The sequence below is a fragment of the Photobacterium sp. genome (assembly GCF_033720175.1).
In the GTDB taxonomy this organism is placed as follows: Bacteria; Pseudomonadota; Gammaproteobacteria; order Enterobacterales; family Vibrionaceae; genus Photobacterium.
This window is the reverse complement of the sequence record NZ_JAWWDA010000001.1, coordinates 491,665-513,587: the sequence shown is the minus strand read 5'-3', so window position 1 is coordinate 513,587 and position 21,923 is coordinate 491,665. Positions and strand designations below refer to the sequence as shown.

The window sequence follows — 21,923 nt, the reverse complement described above, 5'->3', positions numbered from 1 at the left end:
CAGGATTAGCATGCTAGATTCTAAATTACTTCGAACTGAGCTGGACGAAACAGCTGAAAAACTCGCGCGTCGTGGTTTTAACCTCGATGTTGAAAAATTACGCAACCTTGAAGAGAAACGTAAGTCCCTTCAGGTAAAGACAGAAGAGCTGCAGGCTCTGCGTAACTCGCGATCGAAGTCGATTGGTCAAGCTAAAGCTAAAGGCGATCATGACGCAGCCGAGAAGATCTTGGCTGAAGTTGCCAATCTTGGTAACGAGCTGGATGACGCGAAAAAAGCCCTTGCTGAACTTCAAATCGAACTTCAGGACATTACGCTATCTGTGCCTAACCTGCCGGATGATTCTGTACCAGCAGGTAAAGATGAAGACGAGAACGTTGAGATCTCTCGCTGGGGTGAGCCAAAAAGTTACGATTTCGACGTAAAAGATCACGTTGATTTGGGTGAAATGGCCGGTGGTCTTGATTTCGCAAGTGCGGTTAAGATTTCTGGTTCACGCTTTATCGTAATGAAAGGCCAATTTGCGCGTCTTCACCGTGCGATTGCACAGTTCATGCTGGACCTTCACACCGAAGAGCACGGCTATACAGAAATGTATGTACCGTACCTGGTGAACAAAGACAGCTTGTTTGGCACAGGCCAGTTACCTAAGTTTGGCGAAGATCTGTTCCACACCCAGCCAGCTACTGAAGAAGGCGTAGGTATGTCACTGATCCCGACTGCCGAGGTACCAGTGACAAACATGGTGCGCGATACCATTACAGACGAAGCTGATCTTCCTCTGAAAATGACTGCTCATACACCGTGTTTCCGTTCTGAAGCGGGCTCATACGGTCGTGATACCCGTGGTCTGATCCGTATGCACCAGTTCGACAAAGTGGAATTGGTACAAATCACCAAGCCTGAAGATTCAATGGCTGCCCTGGAAGAGCTGACGGGTCACGCTGAGAAAGTTCTGCAGTTGTTAGAGCTGCCATACCGTAAAGTGGTTCTATGTACGGGTGACATGGGCTTTGGCGCATGCAAAACCTACGATCTGGAAGTTTGGGTTCCTGCGCAAGAAACTTACCGTGAAATCTCTTCATGTTCTAACATGTGGGATTTCCAGGCACGTCGTATGCAAGCTCGCTTCCGTCGTAAGGGCGAGAAGAAGCCAGAGCTTGTTCACACGCTAAACGGTTCTGGTCTTGCTGTTGGCCGTACGATGGTGGCGATTCTTGAGAACAACCAAGAAGCAGACGGCCGCATCGCTATCCCTCATGCACTGCGTAAGTACATGGGTGAGCAGACTCACATCGGTTAACGGCTCTGATCACCGTATGATCATTACAGCTGTTTACCGCTGGTAGAATACAACCTTGTTAAAACCCGGCTTCGGCTGGGTTTTTTATTGATTATTTAACCCCCGTCACCACTATCCGGCTCTTCTTACTCTTATGTCCAGCTTGCTTGTCTGACTTAATGTCCAGTGGAATAATATTTGCGTCATTGAGATTAATCGCCGGGAAACGGACTGAAATATCATTGGCAATATCCCTTAACATCACATCAAACAGAATAAAAATGGTGTCAGATATTCTTAAGGACAACTGATAGAGTGATTGTTTAGTCATCATCACATCTTCGGAGTCTAGATTGATCTGATCAAAATCGGCCTGCAATTCGTCAAGCATAAAGGCTGGGGGAGTCTGGCGCATGAGCACTGATAATTGCCCTAACCGACGCTGAACCATCTTAATATGGAGTTTGAGTTCTTGTTTTGAACCGGAATTATCAACATTGTAGTTTTCGATGGTGTGGCGAAAGCGACTTAGGCTATCGATAGCATTGAGCGTGATGGGCCAAAACGCCTGATACTGGTTGAACAATTGTTCTTTGCCGGCAGCCAGTAAACTTTGGGTAATAATATCATCAATAAGATACAGAACATGGCGTATAGCTTTGCCATGAATCGCTTGATTACGCCTTACCGAGAAGTGAAACCATTCATTCAGCAGGCTGTTAATACGCTGGCGCAAAATTCGGTGCATCGGCTTATGCGTATGCTCAGCCCGGTTAACTAAGGTTTGTAGCAGGGCTCTAATTGCTTTGGCTTCATTCAGTTCTTTCTGTGCGGGGGAATGGATCTGCGACAGACACTGATGAGATTGCCGGCGGTGAAAGCGTAATAGGTAAATTAGCTGGCGTAATCCAATTACCTGGTCAAATCGTGTCTGTAAGAGATCATTTGTTTGCTTTGACTGCCAGACCAAAAAACTGGTCGCGATCAAAGAAATCGCAAGTAGTAATATTATCCACATAATCCCTCCTGACAGATATTCAAACTTCTGGATATATTGATTCTGCAATATCTGTGCCGAAGAAAAGATAAGAACCGTTTGAATTAGTGCTATTTAAAACAGAGGGTTAACTGTTTATTGTTGAGGGGGAGGTGATGGGGTGTGCGATTTTGGGGAGTATTGACCCAGATTGGTGCAAACGGACTGCTGGATCTGCAGGTATAAAAAAGGCTCCGAAGAGCCTTTTTAAATAGAGTAATCGCTGTCTGCTTGAGTCAGTAATTAACTATGTTTTGTGATTGGATGAAGGTGAAACTCTTCGTCTTTCTCGCCCGCTCTCGGATCGTTGAAGTGTTTGATGTCCATTTCATTTTCAGATTTAGCCACGATACATGTTACCACGCTATCACCCGTGATATTCACGGCGGTACGGATCATATCCAGCAGACGGTCAACACCCATAATCAGCGCAATGCCTTCAATTGGGAGACCCACTTGGTTCAGTACCATTGCAAGCATGATCAGACCAACACCCGGAACACCCGCAGTACCAATCGATGCAAGAGTGGCCGTCATAATCACTGCCAGATAGTCACTCATGGTCAGGTCAATGTTAAAGGCCTGTGCAATAAAGACCGTCGCCACACCTTGCATGATGGCGGTACCATCCATGTTAATCGTTGCACCTAGCGGCACTGTAAATGAAGCAATCTTGTTGCTAACACCTAAGCGCTTGGTCGCTGTCTCCATGGTTACCGGAATGGTCGCATTTGAAGAGGCGGTAGAGAACGCAAACATAATAGCGTCTTCCATTTTCTTCAAAAATATCTTAGGGCTTAGACCTGTGAAGATCTTCAGCATTGAAGTATAAGTAACCAGACCATGGATCAGTAGTGTTGCTGTGAGTACCAGGAAGTATTCAAATAAGTTAAAAATCGCATCCAGGCCTAAGCTGGTGAACAATTTTGCCATCAGGAAGAAGACGCCGAACGGGGCGATGTTCATTAATAGCGCCACCAGCTTCATGATCACTTCATTTAAGTCTGTAAACATGGCAGAGATGCGTTCACCCGGCTTGCCTGCTGCACTGATAGCAATACCGAACAGAATAGCAAAGACAATGATCTGAAGGGTATTACCCTGAGCCATCGCGTTGATTGGGTTTGTCGGGAACATGCCAATGATGACATCACCCAGTGACGGCGCTTCTTTTGAAGCAAAACTGCTTGCTGCGGTTAAGTCAGCACCTGTACCTGGCTGGAAAATTGTACCCATGGCAAGGGCGAGTGTGATAGCAAGCGCGGTCGTTGCCAGGTAAAAAGCCAGCGTTTTACCCCCAAGTCGACCCAGGGTCTTGATATCATTGAGTGAACTGGTACCACATACCAGAGAAACAAAGACGAGTGGCACAACAAGCATTTTCAAGCTTGCAATAAATATTTTACCACCAACGTCGAACAGGCCATTGACAATGTATTCAAAGACAAAAGAGGTTTCAGCAAAAAGGGAACGAATGACAAATCCTGTCAAGATGCCCAACACCATACCGAGAATGACACGGCCGGTAAGCGACATTTTTTTCTTCTGTGTCTTCATGAATAGAACACTCCTTATAATTATTCACTCTGTAAATCATTCATCAGAGAGCGGAGCACATTAGCAGTAGTTTGGGTGTTAAAGCGAAGTAAAAGATGGCTCAAAATGCAAAGGTATGTTTCAGATCACACTTTTTATAGCGGAATAGCGTTCTGAAAACATTAAATTTAACCAAGCTTTAACCTGCGGTTTGATATTTAACCAAATATGATGTTGTTGCGTTGATATTTTAGGATGTTGCTCGCGGAATTTCGAATTACAAGCCATGTTATTGGCTCGATCAAAATTTTCATTAACAACTATAAACAGCAAGTCTTTATTCTACAGCGTGTTTTTCAGCACTAAACGTAATGATTTGGTTAACTATTTCACCAGTCAGGGACGTTTCAGGTAACGCCGCTGCAATTCAGAGTACGGCGCATAGAGGCACTGATATGAATATTTATGCTTAGACTTAAAGTGTGGGAGGGGGCTAAAAGAAACATTAAATAGTGTAAAGAATAAAAAAGGAGCCTCAGCTCCTTTTTCGATTAGTGATGTTAATGATTACATCACACGCATACCAGGCTGGGCGCCTTCGTGTGGCTCAAGGATCCACAGGTCTTTACCACCCGGGCCAGCAGCCAGGATCATGCCTTCAGACATACCAAACTTCATTTTACGAGGTTTAAGGTTCGCTACCATGACAGTATGCTTACCCACTAACTCTTCTGGCGTGTAGGCTGATTTGATACCGGAGAAAACCTGACGCATTTCACCACCGATATCCAATTGGAACTTCAGCAGTTTGTTTGCTTTAGGCACTTCTTCACAAGAAACGATTTTCGCGATACGCATATCCACTTTGGCGAAGTCATCAAACTCGATTTCAGCTTCAATAGGTTCGTCAATAAGAGGGCCGGTCGGTTTTTCTGCGGCTTCTTTTGCTGCTTTTTCTGCTGCCGCATCCTCTTTAGATGCTTCGAGCATGGCTTCTACATGTTTAGGATCGATACGGTTGAATAGCGCCTTGAACTTAGTCACTTCATGATCAGTGAGAGGCTTAGCAATACCCTCCCAAGTTAACGTCTCATTCAGGAATGCTTCAGTACGCTCTGCCAGCAGAGGCATAACCGGTTTCAGGTAAGTCATAAGAACGCGGAACAGGTTAATACCGACAGAGCAGATTTCTTGTAGCTCTTGATCTTTACCTTCTTGTTTCGCAACAACCCATGGGGCTTTCTCATCAACGTACTGGTTGGCTTTATCAGCAAGCGCGGTAATTTCACGGATAGCGCGGCTGTACTCGCGCGATTCGTACAGTTCAGCAATGCGATCAGCCGCTGCAACAAACTCGGCATACAGTTCTGGCTCGGCGAAGCTTTCAGACAGCTTGCCGTCAAAACGCTTAGCAATGAAGCCGGCATTACGAGATGCCAGGTTAACAATCTTGTTGACCACATCGCTGTTTACGCGCTGGGTAAAGTCGTCAAGATTAAGATCCAGATCATCAATACGGCTATTTAGCTTTGCCGCGTAGTAGTAACGAAGACATTCCGGATCCAGATGCTGAAGGTAAGTACCCGCTTTAATAAAGGTACCTTTAGACTTCGACATTTTCGCGCCGTTTACGGTGACATAACCATGCACAAAGACATTGTTTGGTTTACGTAAACCCGCGCCATCAAGCATCGCAGGCCAGAACAGGCTGTGGAAGTAAACAATGTCTTTACCGATGAAGTGATATAGTTCGGTAGAACTGTCTTTGTTCCAGAACTCATCAAAGTCCAGGTCATCGCGTTTGTCGCATAGGTTCTTGAACGAGCCCATGTAGCCGATCGGTGCATCTAGCCATACATAGAAGTATTTGCCGGTTTCACCTGGAATTTCGAAACCGAAGTAAGGTGCATCACGGGAGATATCCCACTGTTGCAGACCAGACTCAAACCACTCTTGCATTTTGTTTGAGGTTTCGGTTTGAAGCGCGCCTGACTTGGTCCACGCTTTCAGCATCCCTTCGAACTGAGGCAGGTCGAAGAAGAAATGTTCCGAATCTTTCATGATCGGCGTTGCGCCAGAAACGGCAGACTTAGGATCAATCAGATCGGTCGGGCTGTAAGTTTCACCACAGTTGTCACAGTTATCGCCGTATTGGTCTTCAGCTTTACATTTCGGGCAAGTGCCTTTTACGAAACGGTCGGGCAGAAACATTTCTTTCTCAGGATCAAACAGCTGAGAAATCGTGCGGCTAGTAATAAAGCCATTATCTTTAAGCTGAGTATATACAAATGATGCCAGCTCACGGTTTTCATCTGAATGGGTGCTGTGGTAGTTATCAAAGCTAATATCAAAGCCAGCAAAGTCCGCTTGGTGTTCTTTGCTCACTTCCGCAATCATCTGCTCAGGTTCCATACCCATCTGCTGGGCCTTAAGCATGATTGGAGTACCGTGTGCATCGTCAGCACAAATGAAATGAACTTCGTTGCCGCGAAGGCGCTGATAGCGCACCCAAATATCCGCTTGTACATGTTCAAGCATGTGACCTAAGTGGATAGAACCGTTAGCGTACGGCAGGGCGCAGGTCACCAGAATTTTTCTTGGATTTGCAGCCATAATTACTTATTTCGCTCATGATGGGTAAAAAGATTTTAAGCTACAAATATTACCTGAAGGGCACGCTATTGCCTAGGGTCTGACAGCGTTATTCGACCTCAATAGCAGCGATATTTAGGGTTTGGTGATACGCTATACCCAAGTTACCTCAAGATGCAGGATTCAGAGTGATGCCAGCCAGTTTACTTCAAGGAAAATGTGCGAAGGAATGGCTGGTCCTTTCGAGTGCATTTGACACAGAAGTAAACTGGCTGGATCACTCCCGAAGGGCGAGTTTTCCAGGTACTAATGTTGCGTTGCTGATTTTTAATGTAGAGCGCTATATCTGCAAATCAGCGCCTGACCTTAGCACCTGGAAATTCTCGCTGAAACGAGCATCTTGAGGTAACTTGGGTATAAACCCGGAATAATAATAACGGAGCGCTATACATTATGGGTAACGACTCAATGATCCGATTTGAAAATGTTGCAGACATCTGCCTATGGCTGAACCATTTTGAGCACCCCTGGCTGCATCACGCATGGGCTGAAACGCCGAATGTGGTGTCGGTTTCGGCCCAGGGATTGGTCACCATTAGTTTGCCTTTTGCGGCCGCAACGGTGGCTGAGCTGTTAGAACACTGGATTATCACCCAGCAACAATTACATCATGTTGCTGCCAATATGGCCTTCACTGTGCAATGTCATGTCGCCCCGCTATCGAGCGGTGATAAAGCCCCGCTGAAAGGGGTAAAGAACATTATCGTTGTCAGCTCAGCCAAGGGGGGGGTCGGTAAATCAACCACTGCTGTTAATCTGGCACTCGGCCTGAAACAGCAAGGCGCAAAAGTCGGGCTGCTCGATGCTGATATTTACGGCCCATCTGTCCCGATGATGTTGGGAACGGTTGATCAAAAACCGCAATCGCCTGACGGCAAGATGATGATGCCGATTGAATCATGCGGTTTGTTTACAAACTCTGTTGGTTATCTGGTTCCCGCGGAGAGTGCGACGATCTGGCGTGGCCCGATGGCTTCAAAAGCACTGACCCAAATTCTGACTGAAACCTGGTGGCCCGATCTCGACTATTTGGTGATTGATATGCCTCCGGGTACCGGCGATATTCAATTGACGCTGGCTCAGCAGATCCCGGTGACCGGTGCGATTGTTATTACGACGCCGCAAGACTTAGCGCTGGCAGATGCGATTAAAGGCATCAGTATGTTTAATAAAGTCGAGGTGCCCGTCATCGGGATAGTGGAGAACATGAGTTACCACATCTGCAGCAACTGCGGCCATCATGAACCTATTTTTGGCACCGGTGGCGCAGAGCGAATGGCGAAGGAATATTCGGTACCGTTATTGGCCCAACTGCCGTTGCATATCAAAATTCGTGAAGATATTGACCGTGGGAAGCCAACCGTTGCAGCCTCGCCTGATTCCGAGCAAGCCGCCGCCTATATTGATCTGGCCGGAGCGGTTGCCAGTCGATTATTTTGGCAAGGTACAGTGGTTGCAGAGCAGATTACTATTCGTACAATGTAACGTTTTGCGTGAAAATCTGTGAAGGATTTCCAATCTAATGTGTCAGGTGTCTCATTTTTGCTGGTATCTGACGCTGTGAATCCCTATAATCAGGCCGTTTAATTTTTCACCTAGCCACGTTGTCTTACAGGTGCTCTTTGATATGTCTGAAAACTCACACCAATGCGTAATTATCGGTATCGCAGGCGCTTCTGCGTCCGGTAAAAGTCTGATTGCCAGTACTGTTTATAAAGAATTAAAAGAAAAAGTAGGCGATCATCAGATCGGTGTAATCACGGAAGATTGTTACTACAACGACCAAAGCCACCTGAGCATGGATGAGCGGGTTAAAACGAATTACGATCACCCGAATGCTCTTGATCACAACCTTCTGTGTGATCATCTGCAACAGCTGATCGAAGGTAAAGCCGTAGAAGTACCTCAGTATAGCTACAGCGAACATACCCGCACGGATGAAACGACCTCAATGACACCGAAGAAGGTGATCATTCTGGAAGGTATTCTGTTGCTGACCGATCCGCGTTTACGTGAAATTATGCACGCAAGTATATTTATGGATACGCCATTAGATATTTGTTTGCTGCGTCGCCTGCAGCGTGATGTTGCTGAACGTGGCCGTACCATGGAATCGGTACTTGTGCAGTATCAAAAGACCGTACGTCCTATGTTTATGCAGTTTATTGAGCCATCGAAACAATATGCTGACATCATTGTTCCACGAGGCGGTAAAAACCGTATCGCGATCGACGTGTTGAAAGCGCATATTGCCAGGCTTCTTAAATCATAAAATTGCTTATTAAGGCTGACGTTGTCAGCCTTTTTTATATCCGTTTTTTAAGCCATCATGAATAAATACGGATAACATGACTATTTAAATGGGCAGCCTATACGGCTGTCTTTTTTTTACTTTACTCATCGCTAACCCCAACCATGTTAATGAATTCTCGCTGAACTCTGCATCTTCGGTGGTTTGGGTATATACTTTCTTTCTTGTCTTTGATGTAAAAGCATTTTTATTTTACGTGCGAATTATGAGCGGTGAGTGTTTGTAGGAAACTAACAATGGTTATCGCTGTCATAAACGGCAATTGGCTAGATTGCCTGACGGATTAATTTACCAGCTTGATATGATTTACCTCATCGAATCAGGAAGAACGGATCACACAGAGGATACAATGAAAAAGCTACTTTATATTTTACTGGCCATCGTACTCATCGTTGTCGTGGGTATTGGTGCTTTACTCGCGCTGGTGGATCCTAACCAGTTCAAGCCCTTGCTAAGCGAACAAGTTAAGAAGGCGACGGGGCGAGATTTGGTTATTACGGGTGACATTAGCTGGCGTTTCTTTCCGAGTATCGGATTTAACCTGGGGGAGACCGAATTTAGAAATCCTGACGGTTTTGCCGAACCGAATTTGGTGAAACTGGGCAATGCAGAGCTATCTGTTTCAGTCATGCCATTATTCTCGCAGCGTCTAGATATTGGCAATATCAGTCTTTATGATGCGCGTGTTTTTATCCAGACACGTGCGGATGGTGTGAGTAACTTAGATGGCTTGGGTGAGCAGCAAGGTGAAGTGAGTGAGCCGGCTACACCGTCCACACCTGCAGAAGCTGAGCCTGAGCCCGTTGGACCTGAAAGCAGTCAGCCGTGGTCAGTCAGCTTAGCGGGTATGGAGCTGGTTAATGCCAGTGCAATCGTTCGGGATGATAAAGCGGGCACCATAACGGAAGTCAGCCGCTTGAACGTCAGTTTGGCTCATTTCGCCCCGGGCGAATGGACCAGTGCTAATTTTGATGTCACCGGTAACAATGGCGAGCTGAGCTTTACGGCCAAAGGTGAAACGGGGCTGCTTATTCTGCCGGGTTTCAAAGATGGCGAGCTGAAAGCATTAACCTTATCTGCAACCGCGAAGGATCCTGTGAATGATATTGAGGTATTTGAGCTAGGCGTTGATAAGTTTAAAGTGGGAGAGTGGTCGACTATTTCCTACAACACCAAAGGGCAGGTGCCAGATCTTGGTTTTGATGCCAATGGTCAGACACGGCTTAAACTCAGCAAAGATTTTAATGTTGCCGAGCTGGAACAACTCACATTGGCGGCCAAACTGAAAGGTAATACGCTTCCCCGTCCGGAGATGACCGTCAAGCTCAATGCAGATGCCAGCTATGATGTGGCCAAAGGTCTGGCAACGCTGAGTCGTTTTGAAACCGCTATCGACGAAATTACGATGAAGGGCAAGGGATCATTCCAGAATGCCGATGTTCCGGCTGTACGATTTGCCGTAAACAGTGACAACATCGATTTGGATGCCTTCCTTGGCCTGAAGCAAGCACCTTCAGGTAAGCCTTCGGCAGAGGATGGCAAGCAGGTTGCACCCTCTCAGCCTGGTTCGCAATCGGATGAAGCGGTCCCGGTATCGGATATCGAGCCGGATCTGTCGGTACTGAAAACACTGGATCTGGCGGGTACGATGAATATTGGCAAATTGAAAGCCGCCAATGCCAGAGTCTCTAACGTGCAGATTGATGTGAAAGTTAAAAAAGGGATACTTACGCTTAACCGCTTTGACGCCAATTTATATGGTGGCTCAGTGAATGCGCAGGCAACGATCGATGCCAATGGCAAGCTACCCAAGTACCAGGTAACCAAGCAGATCAGGGGCGTGCAGGTTCAGCCAATGCTGGTCGACATTGTACAAAACGATACCCTGGCAGGTACCGGGAATATCGATGTTACGTTATCGGGTGCAGGGCTTGCGGAAAAACGGATACGTCAGAATACATCGGGTACGATAGACATTAACTTTGCCGATGGTGCTGTTTACGGAGTCAATATTCCGCAAATGATCCGTGAAGCCAAAGCAACCCTTAAAGGGCGAAAGGCGGAATACGTGAAAGAAGACAAGAAGACCGACTTCTCTGCGTTAACAGCCACCGTTAAGTTAGGCAAGGGGGAGGCCTCAACCAATAACCTGTATCTTGCATCACCGTTGCTTCGGATTGATGGCAAGGGCAAGACCAACCTGATGAGTGAAGCGATTAACTTTACCATTAACACCTCTGTGGTCGCGACCAGCAAAGGTCAGGGCGGGAAAGAGATTGATGAGGTTGCGGATTTAACCGTTCCAATTGATGTTAGAGGTGACTGGAAGCAGCCGACCTTTTCGCTTAACCTGAAACAGTTGCTCAAACAGAACAATGAGTTGGAAGAGAAAGCTAAAAAAGAACTGGATCGTGGTCTGGAGAAGTTGCTTGGCGATAAAGCCAAGGATGACAAAATTAAGGATGCAGCGGATAAATTGCTGAAAGGCTTATTTAACTAATCGCTTTATTTTACCGAACGACGAAACGAAAAGGCTTGCCACAATAGGGCAAGCCTTTCTTTTTTCTGATAAATCTGTATGCCCATTATCCTTATCGGAATTAGGCGGCCGATTTTCGCTTCTTATTGATTTTTTGTGACACCAAAGTGTCCTGGAATGCTAATAACAGATCAACGGCAGATAACATTCCTACCAGCTGCCCGGTTTTATCTAACACCGGAGCCGCCCCAATGTGGTGATTCAGTATCGTGCCGACAGCCTTGGTTAAGGTATCGTAAGTCCGGACATGAATTACATTTTTAATCATCACGTCACCCACATGCAGATCGTCTGTCAGTGCATAGTCATGGCCAATATCAGGTGACTCATCAACCCAGCCCGGTCGGCGTAATTCTCGGTCACTGATAATCCCCCTCAGCTCACCGTCAGCACCGATGACCGGCAGATGGCGAATGGCTTTATCGCGCATCAGAAAGAAAGCCTCACGCAGGCCGGCTTCAGGGGAAATAGTAATTACTTTGCGGGTCATGTATTCCGAGACTTTTGTTGGCATCACATCTTCCTTTGGTGAAAGTGAATGGATGTTGCCTTTCTTACGCTAACCAAATCAAACCGTATGAACTGCGACTCGTTACACATTTTTACTTTCTCTTAACTTTTTTGTCGCTATTATGTGTGGCAGGGTTAAGAAAGCTTATGAATGTTTTACCCTTTGGGATAATTGTGCCGATTGGCCCTATCCAAAGGGGATTAAAGGAGTTGATGTGGATTCGGTTACTCAGGCTGCGCTAGGCGCCACGGTTGCTGCCGTGGTTGCAGGAAAAAAATGTACGCCTAAGGTGTTACTGGCTGGGGCTACTCTCGGCACTTTGCCCGATCTGGATGTCTTTATTGGTTATGGTGATCCGGTCTCTGATATGGTGAAACACCGTGGCTTCAGCCACTCTCTGTTGGTTCTGCTGCCCTTTGCCAGCATACTTGCATGGGGCTGGCAGCGTTATATGGCAACGCGATTGACGTTTCCACGGTTATGGCTGCTTGTCACGGCGTGTCTGCTGACCCATCCCGTACTGGATGGGTTCACGTCCTATGGTACGCAGTTGTTCTGGCCACTGGATGTCAGCGTGGCGATATCGAGTATCTTCATCATCGATCCGCTTTATACCGTGCCGTTACTGGTGATGCTTTCAGCCAGTTTGCTGTGGCGTGAAAAAATGGCAAGGTTATGCGGAATAGGCCTGACCATTTCCACGCTTTATCTGGTTTGGTCAGTCGTTGCTCTCAATCTTGTTGAGTCCAGAATTGCTGCAGACGTCAAAGATACCCCATTGGAAAATAAGCCAATATTTATTGCGCCGACCCCTTTCAATACGGTGTTATGGCGGGTTGTTGTGCTTGATGGTGATACTTATTGGGAAGGACTGACCTCATTGCTGGATGACAACACGGCAATTGATTTTATCTCCAAGGAACGTGGACAGTGGCCGCTAGCAGATAAACCGGATCATCTTGTGATGCTGGAAAAGTTTACCCGGCAGTTTGTGAAGTATCGTCAAATCGATAATACGCTGACGGCAACCGATCTTCGCTTAGGGATGGTAGACTACCTGCCATTTCGTTTTGTCTTTGCTAAGCTGGGGGCAGATCAACAATGGCAAGCACTGGTACCTGAACAACTTGATGCGGCTCGCGTCAGACCAAAGCATTTACCTGCGTTATGGCTGCGCTTATTGGGTAACCAGGACATTAATGCAGACTTATGCCATGTAAAAGAGTGCACGGAAACGATAAATACTCATTCATAGGAGAAGGGAGCGTTCAGCTCCCTTTTTTATGCCTGTTTGTCTGCATTGACTTGGCTGGATTAATCTTCAGGCTGATTTTTGCTCGGATCGGTCACTATCTCGTAAGGCCAGTAATGGTGGCCGATACGGATCAGCAGTGTGGCGGCGGCAAGGATAAACGCGGCCAATGCCAGCCAGACGACCAAAATGCCGTCCAAGTCTTTCATTCCCAGTGTGATATACCGTGCTATCGCCATTATTGCGATATAGATAGGATAGCGAACGGGAATTTTACCGTTAACAACGAATTGCTGCACCATGGCCAATACTTCAAGATAAATAAACATCAGCAAGATATCTGTCAGCTGAATATTACGGTTAACGAGCACATGAATGAATTCATTGATCATGGCAAACAGGGTTGCCAGAGTGATAGCGACTAATAAAATAGCTTCAAGAACATGAAACAATTTCAGAAAACGAGAGCTGAAGGCTTTAGGTAAATGTGATGGCATAAACTCTCCGGGCATAACGCCTGACCGTGTTATTACGGCTTATTGGAATAATTACTTATAACGTAAAGCGAATAGCAAACCCTGCGGCAGTGGGCTTGCACAGCCGCAGGGTGTTGTAAGCACTTACCAGTCGATACCTTTACGGGCTTTAATCCCGCTTTCAAAAGCATGCTTAATGTTTCTGACTTCAGAGACGGTATCTGCCATATCGATTAACGAACGGTGCGCCGCGCGGCCTGTAATAATGACAGACTGCATCTTAGGGCGGTGACTGATTGCTTCAATGACTTCATCCAGCTCAACATAACCATACGTGACCATGTATGTCATTTCATCAAGCAGTACGACATCATAGCTGTCATCGGCCAGCATCTTCTTACATTCGCCCCAGGTCGCCTGTGCTGCGGCTATATCGGTTTCTTTGTTTTGTGTATCCCAGGTGAAACCGGTTGCCATTACCGAGAAATCAACGCCGTGCTGTTCCAGTAATTGACGTTCACCGCAATCCCAGGTGCCTTTTATGAACTGGCCGACGCCACACTTAAGGCCATGGCCAACAGCACGGGCAACGGTGCCGAAACCGGAGGTTGATTTTCCTTTGCCATTACCTGTAATGATCAGAAAAATCCCTTTTTCTATCTGAGCGGCTTCAACACGCGCATCCACTTGATCTTTTACTTTCTGTTGGCGCGCCTTATAGCGTTCGTCTTTAGTGGTTTCGTCAACCATGGGTCTTCCTTTGTTTTTATGTCGAATTTAATTATCAATATGATGATGAAAACAGGGCTAACAAGGCCATATACCCTGATAGTTCGGCAATTTGCTGCGCGGCACCCAGACAATCACCGGTATAGCCGCCCAATTGTTGCTGAAACCATTTACCACACAGATAGCGTATTGCGACCATAACAAGCGTTAAGGTAATCGCTGCGTCAATTGGCAGTAACAGTAACATAACCAGGCCAGTACCGAGTAAAATCCATAGATCCTGCTGGCTTTGCTGATTAGCCAGTGGCTTAACTTTACTTTGCTGATCGGCCCTGACATATGGATATGAAAAAATCAGGCTGGCAGCGCAAATACGGCTTATGCTGTGCATGACGATCAACAGGATTGCCGGCAAGGCTGGATCAATACGTGCCAGTGCAGACAGGCTCACCCATTTACACCCGAGCATCATGACTAACGAAGCAGCCCCATAGGTTCCCAAGCGTGAATCTTTCATGATGTCGAGCTTGCATTCAACCGTCCAGCCACCGCCAAAACCATCAAAAACATCGGCGAGTCCATCCTCATGAAAAGCCCCGGTAGTCAGGATGCTGGTCACCATTGCGAGGGCAAGGGCGAGTTCCGGTGGCCAAATGAGGATGGCGAGTAAGTAAACCGCCGCACTGATCAAACCAATAATAATACCTACAGCACCAAAATAGCGATTGGCCTGATTGAGGTGCTGAGTTGAGTAGGGCGTATCTGCCGGAATCGGGAGCCGGGTAAAAAAGGCCAGCGAAACAAGGAATATCTGCCATTGTCGCTGCCAGCCCGTTGCTTCGTTTCGTGCCGGTGGCATGGCCGTCTGTTCTTGTTCTGATGGCGCGTGCTGTTCAGTGTTTTGCTGGCTCACACCGTGACTCCTGCATCGGTGAAGCTGGCCATTTCGTTATAGAAAGTACAGGCTGATTCGATAATTGGCAGTGCCAGGGCTGCACCGGTTCCCTCGCCCAGGCGTAGCCCCAGGTTTAATAGTGGGGTCGCTTCAAGGTGCTGCAGCATACGCTGGTGGCCAGACTCTTCAGAGCAATGACAGTAAATGAAATAAGCGTTCGCTTCGGGATGCATACTGACAGCAATCATTGCCGCAGCGGTTGAAATAAATCCATCGACGAGTACCACCATTTTATTTTCGGCCGCTTTCAACATACCGCCGACAATTTGAGCAATTTCGAATCCACCGATGCTTGCAAGTATATGCAACGGATCATTAAAGCGGTCTTGGTGCAGGTCGAGAGCCTGAGTGATCAGATCAACTTTACGCTGCAGCTGCTGATTATCGATCCCGGTACCGCGGCCGACGCATTCATCGGCAGGAATACAGAGCAAAGCTGCCATAATTGCCGACGCACTGCTGGTATTGCCGATCCCCATCTCACCAAAGCCAACCAAATTACAGCCTTGCTGATAAAGTGCATCAACGACATCTGCACCGTACTGTATGCCTTGCAGTGCAGTATCGACGGGCATTGCAGGTTGCTGGCTGAAATCAGCGGTACCATGGCCCAGACGGTGTTTGATCAGGTTGTGATGATCTTCGGGTTCAACCTTAATTCCGGCATCAATGACTTTTAATACCATATTATTGGTTCGGCAGAAGCAGTTGATGGCTGCACCTCCGGCAAGAAAGTTAGCGACCATCTGTCCCGTGACTTCGCTTGGCGCGATGCTCAGGCCATGCCGGGCAATTCCATGATCGCCAGCAAAAACCAGCAGGTGAGGCTGGTCGACCGAAATTGTTTCAGTCTGCTGAATGAGCGCTAGCTGCATCGCAACGGTTTCTAACTGCCCTAGAGAACCTAATGGCTTGGTTTTATTGTCAATTTTATCCTGGATCTGTGCTGAAAGCATGGTGTCTGGTCGGGTGATGGTAAACATGGAACCGCTCTCCTTGGGCAGGTATAGGTGGTACTGCGAGAGAAATTTTGCGGGAGAGAAGGGCACAAAGCAATGAAAATATTCGTAATAATCAGCTTGCTAGCAGTTACATTAAAAAAGTGGCAGAAGGGTTAACCGAATGGATACAGGAGGGCTTTAATAACCGATTCTTCCTGAATATAGAAACGCCCGCAATCGCGGGCGTTTCTATGTTGTCAGCTTGAAACCAAACCGGCAGGGTATTAACCGCCTAAGGTATCTGTTGCAACTTTATAGGTTGGATCTTCCAGCATATTCACTTCAACCAGATTACCGGCTTTTTTCAGTAAGCTACGGCACTCTGGGCTTAAATGACGGATATGCAATGTTTTACCCTGGCTGGCATAACGTTCAGCGATGGTATCAATGGCTTCAATCGCGGAATGATCAGCGACGCGCGATTTAGCAAAATCAATGATGACAGCTTTAGGGTCATTTTTCGCGTCGAACAGTTCTTGGAAGTGAGACACCGAACCAAAGAAAATCGGTCCATTTACTTCGTAGATCTTAGTGCCTTTCTCGTCAGTATGCGTAGCCGCGTAAACATGCTTAGCGTGATCCCATGCGAAGACCAGTGCAGAATAGATAACACCCACGATAACCGCAGCGGCAAGGTCGGCGGCAACAGTGACACAAGTTACCAGAATGATCGTGAAGAAGTCATGCTTCGGTACTTTACGGGCCATCTTAAAGCTTGCCCACTCAAAGGTACCGATCACGACCATGAACATAACACCAACCAGTGCTGCCAGCGGGATCATCTCAATCAGCGCCGAACCGAAAAGAATGAAACACAACAAGCCAACCGCACCAGAGATGCCAGACAGACGACCGCGACCACCAGAGTTAATGTTGATCATAGACTGTCCAATCATCGCACAACCACCCATGGCGCCGAAGACTGAACAGGTCACATTGGCAACACCCTGACCGACACATTCACGGTTACCCTTGCCGCGAGTTCCTGTCATTTCATCAATAACGGTCAGAGTCAGTAGCGATTCAATTAAACCCACAGCAGCAAGGATTAATGAATAAGGAAGGATAATACGCAGGGTTTCCATATTGAAACCGACTTCCGGTAATGCAAAGCTTGGCAGTGTGCCAGCCAGGGTGGCATTAACATCACCGCTCATCGCCCGAACGAAGTCGATAACGGTACGGGAATCAAGCCCAAGAACGTTTACAAGCACAGTAACGGTAATAATGGCCACAAGGGAAGAAGGTACTGCTGTGGTGAGCTTTGGCAAAAAATGGATGATGAACATTGTCAGGGCAACAAGCCCTAACATGATGTACAGCTGAGAGCCCTGCATCCACTCGAGTGCACCTGTTGCATCAGGTACTTTGAACTGGCCCAATTGAGCAAGGAATATAACGATGGCAAGACCGTTAACAAAGCCGATCATCACAGGGTGTGGCACCATGCGGATGAATTTACCGAGTTTGAAAACGCCAGCAAGAATTTGAAACAGGCCCGCCAGCATAACGGCGGCAAACAGGTACTGAACACCATGTTCAGCGACGAGGCTGACCATTACAACAGCCATAGCGCCTGTTGCACCAGAAATCATACCTGGGCGACCACCTAAAATAGCTGTGATGATACCGACAATGAAAGCGGCATACAGGCCAACCATTGGGTCAACACCTGCCACAAAGGCAAAGGCAACGGCTTCAGGGATCAGGGCTAACGCAACGGTCAAACCCGAGAGTATGTCATTTTTTATAGAGTGGTGTGAAAATTGAGGAAATTCAAACATTATAATAAGTTTTATATCAGTCGGGTTGATGAGATCAATCACATTAAGTAACTGCGCTGAATGTTCAGTTATTTAATACGGTTGGTATTACTGAGCATTGAAAGACGCGAATCCTACAGAAATATGTGATTTGGTTCAACTTTCATACTAAATTAGTTTACAGAAATGTCAAAATTAGCATCAAAGTTTGATGTGAATTGGATTAAGGGTGAAAAATGATGATTATCAGCGTCGCTGAATTTAAGGGAAAAAAAAGCCATGCATTAAGCATGGCTTTTTCGGTTTATGCTACTTAGTCTTGCGAAGGCTTCGTCATCGGTGCCGTCGCTGTACTCGTGGCCGTTTTACTGCCAGCCTGACGAATTTTAGATCGTACTTCGCGCAGAGGAGCAGAGGCAACAACTGTCGACTCCCCACTTTCTGCAGGTGCCGGCGCTTTAACCATCGGAGATGTGGTATGGCGTCCACGAGGGGCTGTTGATGTTACAGCTGCCTGCGTAGCTTTCACTGTTACAGGTTTTACAACCGGAGCTTCAGCGGCAGGGGCCTTGGTTGCAACAACAGGCTCTGCAGATTCAGCCTCTTTCTCTTCGGCAACAGGCGCCGCAGAGATCGCTGGTTGAACGCTTTCAGCGACCGGCTCTGCGGTTGCTTTAGCTTCCATTGTGTTCGCGTCTGTAACCTGCGTCTTGGCAGCAGGACGAAGCGGGAACGCTTTACCCATTGCCAGCTCAGGCATTGCAACGCCACCTAAAGTTGTATGAACCGTTTCTTTCGTATCAACGATTTCAGCGGTTACAGCTTCAGCAACTGGTGCGGTTTCAACAACCGGTGCCTCAGTAAGAGGTGCTGCTTCAGCAACGTCAGCTGTTGGTTGAACGGCTTCAACAACAGGTTTAGCTGCACGAGACCAAACTTTACCCATTGCCATTTCCGGTGAGGCGACACCTGAAACAGGGCGGGATGATTTTGGCTTTTCAACAATTGAAACAACGTGTTCCAAGTTGTTTAATGTATCTGAAGCTTCTTCAACAGCATGGCCTACAGCATCAGTAACGGCCTGATCAACAAGGTCGGTTTTTTCAACTTTGGTATCACGCATACGACGACGGCGTTGACCGCTGGCACGTAGATGACGCGGAGAACGTCGATTACGGCGCTGACCACCTTCCTGCTCGTTGTTCTGTTCTTGCTGGTCGTTATCAACCTGAACATCTTGAGCTAATGCTTCTTTGGCAACAGCCGTGCCCATTTCTTGCAAAGGAGAAGCGACTGTATTCTCTTCCACAATTTCTGGCTGAGTGGCCGGGGTTTGTACTGGTGCATTGTCGACATCATTTGTGATGCGTACTTTTTTACGCAGCTGACGACGCTGACGGCGTTGTTTCACTGTCGCGACTTTTTCCTGCTCAGTAACACGTGGCTCGTCGAGGACAGGCTTTTCAACTTTAACTTGTTGTTCTTCCTGATGACGCGGCTTCTGAGGTTTTGTTTCGTCTTTACGTGGCTGACGCTTCGCTTCCTCACGCGGAGGACGTTGCTTCGTTGGTTTCTCCGCTTGCGGTTGCTGATCTTGCTTCGGTTTTTCCTGGCGACGACGTTGTTGACGTTGCTCCCCGTCAGCTTCCTGACGGTTACGATTCTTACGTGAATCATCGCCATCACGGCGGCTATCGCGGCGGCTATCACGGCGGTTATCACGGCGGCCATCGCGGCGGCCATCGCGCTGGCCATCGCGGCGGCTACGGTCGTCTTTTTCTTCTGTTGCGTTCTTCTCTGGCTCCGCTTCAGCCTGACCAGAGAAAAGATCAGTTAATGCAGAGAAAAGGCGACTGAACAGGCCTGGTTTCTGCTCTGTTTCAATTTCAACTTTAGCCGGTGCTTGAGGCTTTTTAGCCATTGGCGCAGGTTTTTTGGGAGCAGCAAACCCTTGCAGTACAGGCTCTTCGCGCTTTTTAGCAATACGCTCTTGCTGTGGCGATTCTGCTGCTTCAGCTTCTTTCAGTTCATCGATAATTTTCGGAATGTGGTAAGAAAGTGTATCTTTCTCATCCCCTTCGCGTACACGCATCACTTCAAAGTGAGGTGTTTCCATATCCGAATTAGGTACGATCACAACACGAACTTTGTGATACTTCTCAATATGTTGGACCGATCGACGTTTTTCGTTCAACAGGTATGAAGCAACGGCTACCGGAACAATGGCCAAAACCTGCGCACTGTTGTCTTTCAGCGCCTCTTCTTCGATCAGGCGAAGGATAGACAATGACAGTGATTCGTTATCACGCACAACACCGGTACCGGTACAGCGTGGACACACATGGTGGCTTGCTTCAGCCAGTGACGGGCTTAAACGCTGGCGTGACATTTCAAGCAGACCGAAGCGAGAAATGCGACCAATTTGCACGCGTGCACGGTCCATACGTACTGCTTCACGCAGACGATTCTCAACTTCACGCTGATTACGAACCGGCGTCATATCGATAAAGTCGATAACAACAAGGCCGCCTAAATCACGCAAACGAAGTTGACGCGCAATTTCATCTGCGGCTTCAAGGTTGGTTTGCAGTGCAGTTTCTTCAATATCACTGCCTTTAGTCGCACGCGCTGAGTTGATATCGATAGATGTTAAAGCTTCTGTCGGATCGATAACAATGGAGCCGCCAGATGGCAGATGAACATTACGCTGGAACGCAGATTCAATCTGGCTTTCAATCTGGTAGTGGCTAAATAGCGGTACTTCACCTTCGTACTGTTTTACTCGAGAGAGGAAATCAGGACGAATAAGCTTAATGTGATCACGTGCACGATCGAAGATTTTCGGGCTATCGATAAGAATTTCACCGATATCACGACGTAGGTAATCGCGAATTGCACGAGCAATGACATTACTTTCCTGATGGATCAGGAAAGGTGCAGGGTTTGAGGCTGCGGCTTCTTTAACAGCACTCCAGTGATTAAGCAGAACATTCAGGTCCCACTCAAGCTCTTCACCCGATTTGCCCACACCCGCAGTACGAACGATTAAGCCCATACCATTTGGCAGTTCCAGCGTACTGAGTGCCGCTTTAAGTTGGGTACGCTCTTCACCTTCGATACGACGAGAAATACCGCCTGCACGAGGGTTATTCGGCATCAGAACAAGATAACTTCCGGCCAATGAGATAAACGTAGTGAGAGCCGCGCCCTTATTGCCACGTTCTTCTTTGTCTACCTGAACGATAACTTCCTGACCTTCTTTCAGCACTTCCTTGATGTTAGGACGGCCCTGATAAGAGTAGTTAGCTGGGAAGTAATCGCGAGCAACCTCTTTAAGAGGAAGAAAACCGTGACGTTCAGCACCATAGTCAACAAACGCAGCTTCCAGGCTTGGTTCGATGCGGGTGATACGGCCTTTATAAATATTTGCTTTTTTAGATTCGTGGCCAGGGCTTTCGATATCAAGATCGAAAAGCTTCTGCCCATCAACTAATGCGACGCGCAACTCTTCCTTCTGAGTCGCGTTAATCAACATTCTTTTCATTATATTGTACTCGTTTTATTGTCGTTGTTTTAGCGAGCTAATTAAAAATACTTTATCGGTGGTGCCGGACTCCAAGTCTTATGTACGAGTGCAGCCTCACGGCTGGAAATTCAGGAGTGCTTCTGGCAACACTTATCATCCAACGGTATCGAGATGGTTAGATCTGAAATATATCGCTGGTATCACCGCATCGACGCGGTTGTATCTATCACACCAATAAAAAATCTATAATCTGACACGCTAATAATGGCTCTAGCGACCATAACGTCTTACGCCGTGTGCTGCGTATATCACTAGAGCTGCATAAGAAATAGTCATTCAGGTGGGCTTTTGCTC

At 47.2% G+C, this 21,923-nt stretch carries 15 protein-coding genes; 5 read left to right on the top strand and 10 right to left on the bottom strand.

The features are described from left to right. The first annotated feature begins 10 nt into the window (after positions 1 to 10). Positions 11 to 1,303, top strand: a complete 1,293-nt coding sequence (serS, locus tag R3289_RS02240) for a serine--tRNA ligase (RefSeq protein ID WP_318923784.1) — start codon at positions 11 to 13, stop codon at positions 1,301 to 1,303. A gap of 91 nt (positions 1,304 to 1,394) precedes the next feature. On the opposite strand, the gene R3289_RS02235 is transcribed toward serS, so the two are convergent. From R3289_RS02235 to metG, 3 genes are all read right to left on the bottom strand, one after another. Further along, the gene (locus tag R3289_RS02235; protein WP_318923782.1) at positions 1,395 to 2,300 is read right to left on the bottom strand and encodes a hypothetical protein; all 906 of its coding nucleotides are present in this window, start codon (positions 2,298 to 2,300) and stop codon (positions 1,395 to 1,397) included. Positions 2,301 to 2,561: 261 nt separating this feature from the next. Beyond that, complete coding sequence (locus R3289_RS02230) at positions 2,562 to 3,875, bottom strand: dicarboxylate/amino acid:cation symporter (RefSeq protein ID WP_318923781.1); 1,314 nt, start codon at positions 3,873 to 3,875, stop codon at positions 2,562 to 2,564. A gap of 546 nt (positions 3,876 to 4,421) precedes the next feature. Beyond that, a complete protein-coding gene (metG, locus tag R3289_RS02225; RefSeq protein WP_318923779.1) occupies positions 4,422 to 6,467 on the bottom strand; it encodes a methionine--tRNA ligase in 2,046 nt (681 codons plus the stop codon). A gap of 432 nt (positions 6,468 to 6,899) precedes the next feature. Between metG and apbC the strand changes: the two genes are divergently transcribed. The 3 genes from apbC to R3289_RS02210 all read left to right on the top strand — a co-directional run bounded on the left by apbC (position 6,900) and on the right by R3289_RS02210 (position 11,317). Beyond that, positions 6,900 to 7,991 carry an iron-sulfur cluster carrier protein ApbC gene (gene apbC / locus R3289_RS02220; RefSeq protein WP_318923777.1) on the top strand — a complete coding sequence of 364 codons (1,092 nt, stop codon included), beginning with the start codon at positions 6,900 to 6,902 and terminating at the stop codon, positions 7,989 to 7,991. 142 nt (positions 7,992 to 8,133) lie between these two features. Next, entirely contained in the window at positions 8,134 to 8,778 is a 645-nt protein-coding gene (gene udk / locus R3289_RS02215) for a uridine kinase (protein WP_318923775.1), read from the top strand. Between the two features lie 388 nt (positions 8,779 to 9,166). Further along, on the top strand, positions 9,167 to 11,317 hold the full coding sequence (locus R3289_RS02210; RefSeq protein ID WP_318923773.1) for an AsmA family protein: 2,151 nt from the start codon (positions 9,167 to 9,169) through the stop codon (positions 11,315 to 11,317). 100 nt (positions 11,318 to 11,417) lie between these two features. Here the strand turns inward: R3289_RS02210 and R3289_RS02205 are convergent, their stop codons facing one another. After that, positions 11,418 to 11,870, bottom strand: a complete 453-nt coding sequence (locus tag R3289_RS02205; RefSeq protein ID WP_318923771.1) for an HPP family protein — start codon at positions 11,868 to 11,870, stop codon at positions 11,418 to 11,420. 211 nt (positions 11,871 to 12,081) lie between these two features. On the opposite strand from R3289_RS02205, the gene R3289_RS02200 reads away from it, so the two are divergent. Next, on the top strand, positions 12,082 to 13,122 hold the full coding sequence (locus tag R3289_RS02200) for a metal-dependent hydrolase (protein WP_318923770.1): 1,041 nt from the start codon (positions 12,082 to 12,084) through the stop codon (positions 13,120 to 13,122). Between the two features lie 59 nt (positions 13,123 to 13,181). Here R3289_RS02200 and R3289_RS02195 read toward each other — a convergent pair whose 3' ends face one another. The 6 genes from R3289_RS02195 to rne all read right to left on the bottom strand — a co-directional run bounded on the left by R3289_RS02195 (position 13,182) and on the right by rne (position 21,587). Continuing rightward, complete coding sequence (locus R3289_RS02195; RefSeq protein ID WP_318923768.1) at positions 13,182 to 13,616, bottom strand: phosphate-starvation-inducible PsiE family protein; 435 nt, start codon at positions 13,614 to 13,616, stop codon at positions 13,182 to 13,184. A gap of 123 nt (positions 13,617 to 13,739) precedes the next feature. Next, positions 13,740 to 14,345 (bottom strand): cob(I)yrinic acid a,c-diamide adenosyltransferase, encoded by a 606-nt coding sequence (cobO, locus tag R3289_RS02190; RefSeq protein WP_318923767.1) that lies wholly within the window; start codon positions 14,343 to 14,345, stop codon positions 13,740 to 13,742. A 34-nt stretch (positions 14,346 to 14,379) separates the two neighbouring features. Next, positions 14,380 to 15,183, bottom strand: coding sequence for an adenosylcobinamide-GDP ribazoletransferase (locus tag R3289_RS02185; protein WP_318923936.1), 804 nt, complete (start codon positions 15,181 to 15,183; stop codon positions 14,380 to 14,382). A 50-nt stretch (positions 15,184 to 15,233) separates the two neighbouring features. Then, positions 15,234 to 16,262: a nicotinate-nucleotide--dimethylbenzimidazole phosphoribosyltransferase gene (gene cobT, locus R3289_RS02180; protein WP_318923765.1), complete on the bottom strand. Its 1,029-nt coding sequence runs from the start codon at positions 16,260 to 16,262 to the stop codon at positions 15,234 to 15,236. 242 nt (positions 16,263 to 16,504) lie between these two features. Continuing rightward, complete coding sequence (locus tag R3289_RS02175; protein ID WP_318923763.1) at positions 16,505 to 18,064, bottom strand: SulP family inorganic anion transporter; 1,560 nt, start codon at positions 18,062 to 18,064, stop codon at positions 16,505 to 16,507. Positions 18,065 to 18,356: 292 nt separating this feature from the next. Then, entirely contained in the window at positions 18,357 to 21,587 is a 3,231-nt protein-coding gene (gene rne, locus R3289_RS02170) for a ribonuclease E (RefSeq protein ID WP_318923761.1), read from the bottom strand. Positions 21,588 to 21,923: the final 336 nt, after the last annotated feature.

Excerpts from the sequence above, each read along its gene's own strand:
- metG (WP_318923779.1), bottom strand. The coding sequence starts at position 6,467 with ATGGCTGCAAATCCAAGAAAAATTCTGGTGACCTGCGCCCTGCCGTAC.
- udk (WP_318923775.1), top strand. The coding sequence starts at position 8,134 with ATGTCTGAAAACTCACACCAATGCGTAATTATCGGTATCGCAGGCGCT.
- apbC (WP_318923777.1), top strand. The coding sequence starts at position 6,900 with ATGGGTAACGACTCAATGATCCGATTTGAAAATGTTGCAGACATCTGC.
- R3289_RS02210 (WP_318923773.1), top strand. The coding sequence starts at position 9,167 with ATGAAAAAGCTACTTTATATTTTACTGGCCATCGTACTCATCGTTGTC.
- cobO (WP_318923767.1), bottom strand. The coding sequence starts at position 14,345 with ATGGTTGACGAAACCACTAAAGACGAACGCTATAAGGCGCGCCAACAG.
- R3289_RS02195 (WP_318923768.1), bottom strand. The coding sequence starts at position 13,616 with ATGCCATCACATTTACCTAAAGCCTTCAGCTCTCGTTTTCTGAAATTG.
- rne (WP_318923761.1), bottom strand. The coding sequence starts at position 21,587 with ATGAAAAGAATGTTGATTAACGCGACTCAGAAGGAAGAGTTGCGCGTC.
- serS (WP_318923784.1), top strand. The coding sequence starts at position 11 with ATGCTAGATTCTAAATTACTTCGAACTGAGCTGGACGAAACAGCTGAA.
- R3289_RS02205 (WP_318923771.1), bottom strand. The coding sequence starts at position 11,870 with ATGCCAACAAAAGTCTCGGAATACATGACCCGCAAAGTAATTACTATT.
- R3289_RS02175 (WP_318923763.1), bottom strand. The coding sequence starts at position 18,064 with ATGTTTGAATTTCCTCAATTTTCACACCACTCTATAAAAAATGACATA.
- R3289_RS02185 (WP_318923936.1), bottom strand. The coding sequence starts at position 15,183 with ATGCCACCGGCACGAAACGAAGCAACGGGCTGGCAGCGACAATGGCAG.
- cobT (WP_318923765.1), bottom strand. The coding sequence starts at position 16,262 with ATGTTTACCATCACCCGACCAGACACCATGCTTTCAGCACAGATCCAG.
- R3289_RS02235 (WP_318923782.1), bottom strand. The coding sequence starts at position 2,300 with ATGTGGATAATATTACTACTTGCGATTTCTTTGATCGCGACCAGTTTT.
- R3289_RS02230 (WP_318923781.1), bottom strand. The coding sequence starts at position 3,875 with ATGAAGACACAGAAGAAAAAAATGTCGCTTACCGGCCGTGTCATTCTC.